Below are 10,072 nucleotides of genomic sequence, written 5' to 3' on the forward strand. Positions count from 1 at the left end.
CACGGCAGCGAAATTTGCCGCGCCACTTCAAATCCCTGGCACGGCGGCGAAAGCTGCCGTGCCACCCCTTTTCGCCTCGTGCGACGGTACCATGATCAAGTTCCTGAGAGTCCTGCCGGCCCTGTTGCTGCTCGGCCTTGCCGCCCCATCCCTGGGGGCGCCGCTGCCGCCTGAATTCCGCACCCTCGCCATCGGCGAGACCGCCGCCACGCTGCCCACCGAGGGCTATGAGGCTTTCGCCTGCGGCTCCAATGGCGGCCCGCCGCTCAAGCACATCACCGGCTGGACCGACTTCGCCCAATGCGCCGCCGACGAGCGGGGCCTGCATGAGGTTTATGTCGAGTTCGGCCGCCGTGTCGGCAAGCTGGCCGAGCGTTTCCACGACCAGTATGGCGAGGAACTCTGGCTGCAGCGCTTTGGCGGCACCCGGCTCGCCAACTTTCCGGTGGTGCTGTCGCTGCTGTTTGACGATGCCGGCATGGTGCGCGGCTTCCGCGCCGTCACCGATGATCGCGCCGGCATCGAGGATCGCGGCCGCGCCTACCTGTTCCGGCTGCCGGTGTTCCAGCGCTACGGCTCCAAGGATTGGACCTGCACCGACCTGGCCAGGGCGCCGGGCGAAACCGGCGTCGGCGAGATGTTCATCAAACAGGTGTGCACCAAGCAGGTCGAAGGGCGGCACATCCGGGTGGAAACCCACTATTTCCGCAAGCCCGGCCAGACCGGCCTCGATATCCAGGGCATGTTCGAGCCTGGCCAGTATGAATCCTCGACCCGTTGGGAGGCGTTCGACGTGACGCTCGATGGCGGCAAGGCGGCGCCATGAAGCCGGTCATCGGTATCGCGCTCACCCTGCTGCTCGCGACAATCGCGCCGGCAATGGCGCAATCCTCCGAAGCGTCGGCCTTCCTCAACGGCGAAACCAATGCCTGCCCCGGCTGCGCGCTCACCGGCGCCGACCTGAGCGATCGCAACTTGAGCGGCGTCGATCTCTCGGGCGCCGATCTCAGCGGCGCCTTCTTCTTTCAGTCGGACCTGAGCGAAGCAAACCTCAAGGGCGCCAATCTCGAAGCGGCCGACTTCACCGCCGCCAAGCTCAGCAATGCCGATCTCACCGACGCCAGGCTCGATAACACGGTGTTCTTTCGCTCGACCCTCAGTGGGGCATCCCTGGCTGGGGCCAAGGGGGAGAGCGTCAACTTCCGCCGGGCCATCCTGACCAACGCCCATCTCGATGGCGCCAGCCTCCGCTTCGCCCAGTTCGAGGATGCCCGCTTCGGCGGGGTGAAGGCGACCAACGCCGATTTCTCCGGCGCCAGCTTCCGCCAGCTGAACATGCAGCGGGTGGATTTTTCCGGCAGCACCATCGAGGGCGCCGACTTCACCGCCAGCAACCTCGAGTCCGGCATCCTGCGCGGCGCCAACCTCGCCCATTCCGACCTGTTCGGCGCCCGCCTGATCGCCGCCGACCTGACCGACGCCAACCTCTCCGGCACCCGCCTCGTCTCCGCCAACCTCCGCGACGCCATCACCGACGGCACCAACTGGCAGGACGCGTTGATGCCCGACGGCAGCTATCATCGACCCTAGCGCCGCGCCTGGCCTGCGATGCCTACATCTCGCGATGCTGCCGGCGGAACGCTGTCGGGGGCATCTGGCAGTGCTGCGTGAACCAGCGTGAGAAGTAGTAGATGTCCGAGAAGCCCAGCGCTTCGGCGACCTGCTTGATGCTGTCCGAACTGCTCAGCAGCATGGTCTGGGCCAGCGCAAAGCGGCACTGCTGCCAATAGGCCTTTGGCGAGAGTCTGTAGCTGGCGCGAAAGCGGCGGTTGCATTGACTGACGCTGAGCGCCACCTCGCGTGCCAGCATCGTTGCATCGAAGTGGCCGCCGGCTTGCGATCTGATGCGCTCACGCAGTTGCCGCATCCGCGGATCGCGGGGCGCGGCCTCAGCCGGCACGCGACCGAACGCAACCAGGTAGGACATGATGATCGCCAGCGCGCTGCTGGCGGCGATGCCACGCTGCACGACGTCGCCACCCCATTGCTGCTGGATCAACCCCAGCCGCGCGTGAATTGCGGCCATGTCATCCGGGGCGAAACTGATCGGCAGCAGAGACTGCTCGTGCAGCGCCATACCGTCGGCCTCGTCGAGGCGGGCATGCAGGTTGAGCATCGTCCATACGCCCGCCCCCCGCTTCTCCCAGCGGCAATGCCGGTATGGCGGCACCACCAGCACATTGCCTGGCGTGCTCTCATAGCGCTCGCGCCCGACATTCAAGATGCCGAAACCCTCCACGGTATGGATCAGGTGGAGGTCGCTGCTCCATTGCGGTGCGTCGGTGAAGCGCTCCGCGGCGGCATGCGTGCTGCGCGGCACGGACAGCAGTCGAAAGGTCCAGGCGGTGTCGTCGGCAAGCATGATGCGCGAAAACTACAAATCCGTGCGCCCGCCGTCCATGGGCTTTGGAGCCTCGCCCGCTGAGGATGTGACCTCGCGCAGGACAAGGGAGTGGCGACATGCATGCGACGACACGGAACTGGGACGAGTTTGGCCGGCGCTGGGCGGGGCCGCGGAATTTCCGGATGGCGCCGGGGTTGGCGGAGTTCGATTATCGGTTCCCCTCGGTCGATCAGGTGATCGACGAAATGCGGAACGACGACGCGGTCTCCTACAAGGCCGGCTTGAAATCGGCGAAGCTGGACCTGGCGCTGAAATCGGTCGATGCCTTTCGCAGCACGCCGATCGAGCAGGTCATGGAGCAGCCCTTCGCGCTGGCGCATTTCGACCTGGCGCGGTTCGACGCACCGGGCCGCTTTCTCGATGGCTTCGGCGACAAGGTGTTGCGGCCGTGGCAGCAGATGCTGACGGACGCCGGCTACACCTGGGAGCGCTGTTACCCGATCGTCTTCATCAGTGGTCGCGGCAGCGCCACCAACTATCACATGGATTTTTCCCACGTGCTGGCCTGGCAGATCTACGGCACCAAACGCTTCTGCGGCCTGGTCGATCCCGACCGCTGGGCCGACCACGCGACGCGCGTCAATTACAAACCAGGCGAGCTGGCAAAGCCGCCCGAGGTGCGCGAGGAAGATAGCCTCTGCTACGACATGCGGCCGGGCGACAAGCTGTGGAACGTGCTGCTGACGCCGCATTGGGTCGAGGCTGGGGACGAGCCGGCGATGAGCATCAACATCTCGCATGGCGGTTTGCGGCGCCATGGCGAGCTGTCGCCCAACGAAGCCGAACTGGAGCTGTTCCGGGCCGAGAACCCGGCCATCGCCCCGCCCAGGCTTGAACGGGCCTACCGCTAGCTCCGCGTCGCCGGCGGCGGTGCCGTGGTGTTCCGAACCACCAGATAGGTATCGAGCGTCACCCGGGCGTCGCCCACGGCGCGTGAGCCCAGCATGTCGAGCAGCAGCGACATCGCCGCGCGCCCGGTTTCGTCCGAGCGGTTGGAAACCGTGGTCAGCGACGGGTAGGTCGCAGCGCCCAGCACGTCGTCGCAGCCGACGACGGAGAAATCGGCGGGCACGCTGACGCCGCGATCGGCGAGGCCGGTCATGATGCCCTGCGCCGTCAGGTCGTCGAAGGCGATGGCGGCGGTGGCGCCGGTGGCGAGAATATCGGGCACCACGGCGCGGCCGCTCTCATAGCTCGGCACCCGGGCGGCGACGATGCTGACGTCGAGCCGGTGCTGCCGGGCCCCCAGCCGTACCGCGGCGCGGCGCTGCTGGTTCGACCACGAGCTGGCCGGACCGCTGACATAGACGATGTGCTTGTGGCCCAGTTCCGCCAGATGGGCGATCGCCTCGTGCACCCCGATGGCGCTGTCGATCAAGACGCGCGGGATACCCGGCACGTCGCGATTGACCAGCACCAGGGGGCGCTTCAATGCATGGGCGCGGATCCGCTCATCGGTGAGGCGCGAGGCGCAAAGCACCAGCCCCTCAACCTGGCTGAGGAAGCGGTCGACCAGCTTGTCTTCCTGTCGCCAGCTCTCATCGGAATTGCCGAGGAACACGCAGAAATCCGAGCGATCCGCCTCCATCTGCGCGGCGCGGATCAGCGGTGGAAAGAACGGGTTGGCGACATCCGGCACCACCAGCGCCACATTGCCGTAGCGCCCGGTGCTCAGCGCTCGGGCGGTGTGGTTGGGGACATAGCCGATGCTGCTGGCGATCTCGAGGATGCGCGCCACGGTTTCCGCGCCGAGCATGCCCGGTTGCGTGAAGGCGCGCGACACTGTCGACTTCGACACCCCCGCCGTCCTTGCCACATCCATCATGGTGGGCAGGTCCTTGCGGCCCTTGCCTGTGGTCATGCTGTTGCCCTTGCGCAGCCTGGAACGATCGCTCCCACAGTTCAGCGTGGCTTGGCAATATCCCGTTCCATCCAATGCCGAGTGTTCGACAGGGGATTGACGTGCAACCGGTTGCATTCGATAGTCAAACAAAATCGTGGTTCGAACGCGATGGTTGCGGGGAGTGCTTTCGCCGATGAGTTCGAGTGTCGTGCCTGAGGCCGGAACGCGTGACCGGAGAGTTGACCAGCTCAAGGTCCGGAGCTTTGTCACCCGCGAGGAGCTGGGCCGCGTCGCCGCCGGCGAGATTGCCACGGAGTTGCGCTCGCGGCTCGCCCGCCAGGCCGCGGTGCGCATGGTCTTTGCTTCGGCCCCGAGCCAGAGCGACGTCATCGATGCGCTGGCGGCGGAGCCCGGCATTGACTGGCGCCGCGTCACCGCCTTCCACATGGATGAATATATCGGGCTCGCCCCCGACGCGCCGGAGCGCTTCGGCAGCTGGCTGTCGCGCTACATCTTCGGCCGCCTGCCCTTCGCCGCGGTGCACCCGATCCTCCCCGGCGCCGACCCCGAGGCGACGGCGCGCGATTACGCGGCACTGCTGGCCGAGGCGCCGATTGACATCGTGCAACTCGGCATCGGGGTGAATGGCCACATCGCCTTCAACGACCCGCCGGTGGCCGATTTCAACGATCCGCTCGATGTCAAAGTGGTGGAGCTCGATGAGGTCTGCCGGCAGCAGCAGGTCGACGATGATTGCTTTGCTACCCTCGCCGATGTGCCGCTGCGCGCCATCACGCTCACCGTGCCGCGGTTGCTGCGGGCCGATCGGCTGTTCTGCATGGTGCCGGGGCGGGTGAAGCGCAACGCTGTGCGCGCCGCGCTCGAGGGCCCGCTGAGCACGGCTTGCCCGGCCTCGATCCTCCGCACCCATCCCGACTGTACGCTGTACCTCGATGCGGAGTCAGATCCCCATGCCTGATATGATCGACGCCGACGCACTCTGCCGCACCTATTATGACGACGTCACCGCCCTGATGCGGCGCATCCTCGTCGAGGAGCGCGACGCCACCGAGTATGCCGCCGAGCGGGTAGCCGAGCAGATCGCCGCCGACCGGCTGGTCTATGCTTACGGGCCGGGCGGCCACTCCAATCTAGCTTCGCAGGAGATCTTCTTTCGCGCCGGCGGCCTGATGCATGTCAGCGCCATTCTCGACGAGGGCACGCTGCTCTCGGGCGGCTCGCTGCGCTCGATGGCGATCGAGCGCACCCCCGGCTATGGCAAGATCGTCATCGCCGATCAGCGGCTCGGCGAAGGCGATCTGCTGATCCTCGTCAACGCCTACGGCATCAATGCCGCGCTGATCGATGCAGCGCTGGAGGCCAAGCGCCGCGGCGTGTTTCTGATCGGCGTCAACTCGCACGAGCACGCCAACAACTCCGCGGCGACCCACCCGGCGCGCCACCCGACCAAGCACAACCTGCACGAGCTGGTGGATATCGCCATCGACTGCAAGGTGCCGATCGGCGACGCGATCGTTCAGGTGCCCGGCATGGGCGAGAAGATCGGCGCCATCTCCACTTTCGCCAACGCCTTCGCGCTCAACAACCTGGTGATCCGCACGGTCGCCAAGCTGGTCGAACGCGGCATCGAGCCACCGGTCTGGCGCAGCGGCAACGCCCCGGGCGGCGACGAGGCCAATGCGAAGTTCATCGCGCGCTTTGCCGAGCGGGTGCGCTGGCTGTGACGGCTCAACTCGTCGGCCGCGATCCCGACACCGGCCAGGGCCTTGCCATCAGCATCGCCGACGGCCGGATCGCTGCCATCGATGCGGCGGACTACAACGGCCCGCTCTATCTCTCGGCGGGCCTCATCGACCTGCAGGTCAATGGCTATGCAACGCACGATCTGAACGACGGCACGGTCACGCCGGAGCGCGTCCTGGCGCTGACCGAAATGATGCTGGCGCTGGGCACCACCACTTTTCTGCCGACCCTGGTCACCGCCAGCGAGGCGAACATCACCGCCGGGCTGGTGGCGATCCGCGAGGCGCGGGCGCGTTACCCGCTCGTTGCTCGCGCGGTGCCGTTCGTTCATGTCGAAGGGCCGTTCATCTCAATTCATGATGGCCCGCGCGGCGCCCATCCGGCGGAACAGGTCCGCGACGCCGATATCGCCGAGTACGAGCGCTGGCAGGCGGCGAGCGGCGGGCTGGTGGGGCTGCTGACGCTGTCGCCGCACTCCGATGCCGCCATTGCGCTGGTGCGGCACGCGGCGGGGCAGGGGGTGCACGTCGCGATTGGTCATACCGATGCGAGCCCCGAACAGATTCATGCCGCGGCAGCGGCCGGCGCCACGCTTTCGACCCATCTCGGCAATGGCATCTCCGCCCTGCTGCCGCGCCATCCCAACGTCATCTGGGCGCAGCTGGCGGACGATCGGCTGACTGCCACGCTGATCGGCGACAGCCACCACCTGCCGGCCGACACGCTGAAGGCGATGTTGCGCGCCAAGGGGCTCGATAAGGCTTTGCTGGTCTCCGACGTGGTCTCGCCGGGCGGATTGAAGCCGGGCATTTATCACCAGACCATCGGCGGTCGGGTCGAACTCCAGGCCAATGGTCGGCTGGGGCCGCCCGGCACGCCCTACCTCGCCGGCGCCGCGCTGCCGCTGGGCGATTGTGTGGCCCGCACCGTAACCATGACCGGGCTGAGCCTCGCTCAGGTGCTGGGGCTCGCGACGCACAATTCCGGCCGCTTCGCCGGCGGCCGCGGCTTGCTCGAAGTCAGCGCGGCGGCGGACCTCATTCAGTTCGAGTGGACACCGGGCGCCGAGCGCCTGACCATTGCTGCAACCTATCTGGGTGGGGAGCGGGTATGGGCGCGTTGAAGGCCGGTATCGCCGTCGTCGACATCACACCTCCATCAGGGCTGCTGCTCGCCGGCTTTGCCGCCCGCACCGAACCGGCAACCGGGGCGCACGACCCGCTGACGGTACGGGCCGTGGTGGTCGGCGATACTGCCATCGTCGTCGCCGACGTCATCGGCATCCATGAGGCGATGAGCGCCCGCATCCGCGAGCGCTGCCCGCTGCCGTCAGCCAATGTCATCGTTGCGGCCACCCATACGCACGGCGCGCCGGTCTCGATGGCGGACCGGCTGAGCGCCGAGGCCGATCCGGCATTCCTTGGGGCAATCGAGGATGGCTGCGTCGCCGCGCTGGCCGAAGCTGCCGCCAACGCCGTGCCGGTCACGCTGAGCGCCGGTCTCGGCGCCGATCCCGATGTGGCGCGCAACCGCCGTCACGCCGACGGTCCGCTCGATCGAACGCTGCCGGTGCTGCGCATCCGCGACGAAGCGGGCCGCCTGCTGGCGGTGATCGTCTCCTATGCCTGCCACCCGACCGTGCTGGGCGCCGACAACCGGCTGATGACGGCGGATTTCCCGCATTTCGTGCGCACGACGATCGAGGCGGCGCATCCGGGCGCGGTGGCGATCTTCCTCAATGGCTGTTGTGGCGACGTCAATATCGGGCACACCGCGCAGGCCTCGGTGACGCTCAACGCCAGCGCCACCCGCACCTTCGAGAATGCCGAGCGGCTCGGCGCCCGGATCGCCGAAGCGGCGCTCGCGGCGCCGGAGGCAGGGCTCGGCGATACGGCGACCGCCGGGGAACAATGGGTCGAACTGAGCCTCGAGCGACGCGAACACGACCTGCCGGCGCTGGCTGCTGCCTGGGACCATGACGCCCGCACCGCCGAGCCGGTGCGTGCCACCGTGCTGCAGCACTGGGCTAACTGGGCCCGCCGTTATGCCGGCCAACCCGCGGGAAGCTGGGCCGGTCGCGTCAGTGTCCTCGATTGGGGCGGCCTGCCGATCGCGGCGCTGCCGGGAGAGATTTTTGCCGAAACCGGCCTCGCCGTCCGCGCTGCCTGTGCCGGCCGGCCGGCTCTGGTGCTGTCCTATGCCGACGGCACCCCGGGTTACATTCCGCCTGCCAGCGAGTTTGGCTTCGGCGGCTACGAGGTCGATGAAGCGCATCGCTTCATCGGTATGCCGGGGGCATTCGCCGCCGGTTCTGCCGAGCGCCTGGCCCTCGCGGCCAAGACCTTGCTCGGACTATCAAAACAGGCTGCAACGCCTAGAAAATGAGGGGTTTCGACGCGGGTCGCGCGGTTTGCGCCGCTTGACACGCAACCGGTTGCAGTCAAGACTTCACTATGTGCTGGATCGTTCGTTAAACAGGGATGACAACGATGATGAAATTGCTTTCTCGGCCTCAGCTTTCTGCCTTCTCGATATCAGGACGACAGCTGCTGCTGGCGTCCGCCATGGGCCTCGGGCTGGCCGCCACGGCGGTCTCGGCTCAGGAGATCCGGGTGTGGAGCGGCTACCCGGAACTGGCGCCGTTCTATCAGCATGTCGCCGAGGGGATGGCGGCGGAATACCCGGACCTCAAGGTCACGGTTGAAGCCATCGCCTTGCGCGAGCACGAAAAGCGCGTGGCGCTCGGCGTCACCTCCGGCGAAGCCGCCGAAGTGATCGAGCTGGCGACCACCATTGCCGCCCGCTATCTCGAGGGCGGACTGCTCAATACGCCGCCGGCCGACGTGACGGCCTTCGTCAAGGATCCCGCCAATTTCGGCGAGTTCTTCGTCAACTCTGCCAGCTATGACGGCACCGTCTACGGCATGCCGCTGTTCCGCGGCCAGAGCGCGCTCTACTACAATACCGACATGTTCGCCGCGGCCGGCCTCACCGAGCCGCCCAAGACCATGGCCGACTTCGATACCTATGCCGAAAAGCTGACGCAGCGTGACGCCAGCGGTGCGCCCACTGTCACCGGCTGGAGCATGCGGCTCTCGGGCGGCGGCTCGGGCATTGCCGAAAAGTTCGCCATCAACATGTGGCAGCATGGCGGTGAGCTGATCGCGCCTGCCGGTGAGGGCCTGTGGAAGTCGAACTTCGCCTCCGAAGCCGGCACTGCCACCATGAAGCAGTACCTGCACAACCTGTTCGACACCAAGACCGTGACGGTGGAATCGCCGGCTGATGCCGATGCCTTCGAGCGTGGCCAGACTGCCATGTTCATCCGCGAGTCCTGGGTGATCGGCGATATCGCCGCCAAGGCTCCGGACCTGAAATATGCCACTGCGACGCTGCCGCGTGGTTCGATCGTCAGCCCCGGCCAGCTCTACGTCAAAGCCGGTGCCGACAAGGAAGCCGCCGCCTGGGCCTTCGTGATGGCAACCCAGAAGCCCGAAAACCTGCTCTGGCTGCTCGACAATGTCGGCTGGCTGCCGAACCGCTCGGGGCTCGACTTCTCGGCCATCCTTGCTGCCAAGCCCGGCTTCGAAGCCTACGTCAACTACCCCGCGAGCTATGAGTTCTTCACCGTTCCGGCCATCGGCCCGATCGATGAGATCCAGACCCGCGCCGCAGCCTTCCTCGTTGAAGCCTACGCCAAGCCGGAACTGGCCACCGACGATGCGGCGCTCAAGGCCTTCCTCGAGAATGCCGACAAGGAGATCAACGCCATCCTCGACCGTGAAGGCCTGCTTGGCCAGTAAGTCGGTTTTGCAAACCTGCCCTTGCTCAACCGCTGCCTTCGGGGATCATTCCCCGGAGGCACCGCCAGCGCAATCGCATGTGGGGGTTGGCCGCTGGCCTCTCAATGGTCCTCCACCGTGAAACGGGGGAGGGGGACCAGCGAAGCTGGTGGAGGGGGCGGCCACACACATTGGCGCTTCCTGCCGCCCCCTCCACCG

10 protein-coding genes are annotated in these 10,072 nt (G+C 66.8%); 8 read left to right on the forward strand and 2 right to left on the reverse strand.

What is annotated here, in order from left to right; genetic code table 11:
* Positions 1 to 91: 91 nt before the first annotated feature.
* Positions 92 to 826 (forward strand): hypothetical protein, encoded by a 735-nt coding sequence (locus tag VW23_RS18925; RefSeq protein WP_069911100.1) that lies wholly within the window; start codon positions 92 to 94, stop codon positions 824 to 826.
* The gene (locus VW23_RS18930) at positions 823 to 1,590 is read left to right on the forward strand and encodes a pentapeptide repeat-containing protein (RefSeq protein ID WP_069911101.1); all 768 of its coding nucleotides are present in this window, start codon (positions 823 to 825) and stop codon (positions 1,588 to 1,590) included. The genes VW23_RS18925 and VW23_RS18930 overlap by 4 nt, the downstream gene beginning before the upstream one ends.
* A 22-nt stretch (positions 1,591 to 1,612) precedes the next feature.
* Here VW23_RS18930 and VW23_RS18935 read toward each other — a convergent pair whose 3' ends face one another.
* Positions 1,613 to 2,422, reverse strand: a complete 810-nt coding sequence (locus VW23_RS18935; protein WP_069911102.1) for a helix-turn-helix domain-containing protein — start codon at positions 2,420 to 2,422, stop codon at positions 1,613 to 1,615.
* A 98-nt stretch (positions 2,423 to 2,520) separates the two neighbouring features.
* On the opposite strand from VW23_RS18935, the gene VW23_RS18940 reads away from it, so the two are divergent.
* Positions 2,521 to 3,315, forward strand: a complete 795-nt coding sequence (locus VW23_RS18940; RefSeq protein ID WP_141728391.1) for a hypothetical protein — start codon at positions 2,521 to 2,523, stop codon at positions 3,313 to 3,315.
* Here VW23_RS18940 and VW23_RS18945 read toward each other — a convergent pair.
* Entirely contained in the window at positions 3,312 to 4,325 is a 1,014-nt protein-coding gene (locus VW23_RS18945; protein ID WP_069911104.1) for a LacI family DNA-binding transcriptional regulator, read from the reverse strand. The genes VW23_RS18940 and VW23_RS18945 overlap by 4 nt on opposite strands.
* Positions 4,326 to 4,500: 175 nt before the next feature.
* On the opposite strand from VW23_RS18945, the gene VW23_RS18950 reads away from it, so the two are divergent.
* The 5 genes from VW23_RS18950 (at position 4,501) to VW23_RS18970 (ending at position 9,874) form a co-directional block, all read left to right on the forward strand.
* A complete protein-coding gene (locus tag VW23_RS18950; RefSeq protein ID WP_084646311.1) occupies positions 4,501 to 5,286 on the forward strand; it encodes a 6-phosphogluconolactonase in 786 nt (261 codons plus the stop codon).
* Positions 5,279 to 6,052, forward strand: coding sequence for a sugar isomerase domain-containing protein (locus VW23_RS18955; RefSeq protein ID WP_141728392.1), 774 nt, complete (start codon positions 5,279 to 5,281; stop codon positions 6,050 to 6,052). The genes VW23_RS18950 and VW23_RS18955 overlap by 8 nt, the downstream gene beginning before the upstream one ends.
* Positions 6,049 to 7,194: an N-acetylglucosamine-6-phosphate deacetylase gene (locus tag VW23_RS18960; protein WP_069911106.1), complete on the forward strand. Its 1,146-nt coding sequence runs from the start codon at positions 6,049 to 6,051 to the stop codon at positions 7,192 to 7,194. Before VW23_RS18955 ends, VW23_RS18960 begins: the two co-directional genes overlap by 4 nt.
* Positions 7,182 to 8,456: a neutral/alkaline non-lysosomal ceramidase N-terminal domain-containing protein gene (locus tag VW23_RS18965; protein WP_069911107.1), complete on the forward strand. Its 1,275-nt coding sequence runs from the start codon at positions 7,182 to 7,184 to the stop codon at positions 8,454 to 8,456. Before VW23_RS18960 ends, VW23_RS18965 begins: the two co-directional genes overlap by 13 nt.
* Positions 8,457 to 8,560: 104 nt before the next feature.
* Positions 8,561 to 9,874 (forward strand): ABC transporter substrate-binding protein, encoded by a 1,314-nt coding sequence (locus VW23_RS18970; protein ID WP_069911108.1) that lies wholly within the window; start codon positions 8,561 to 8,563, stop codon positions 9,872 to 9,874.
* The last annotated feature ends 198 nt before the right edge of the window (positions 9,875 to 10,072 follow it).

Origin of the sequence: Devosia insulae DS-56 (assembly GCF_000970465.2) — a bacterium.
Taxonomy (GTDB): Bacteria; Pseudomonadota; Alphaproteobacteria; order Rhizobiales; family Devosiaceae; genus Devosia_A; species Devosia_A insulae.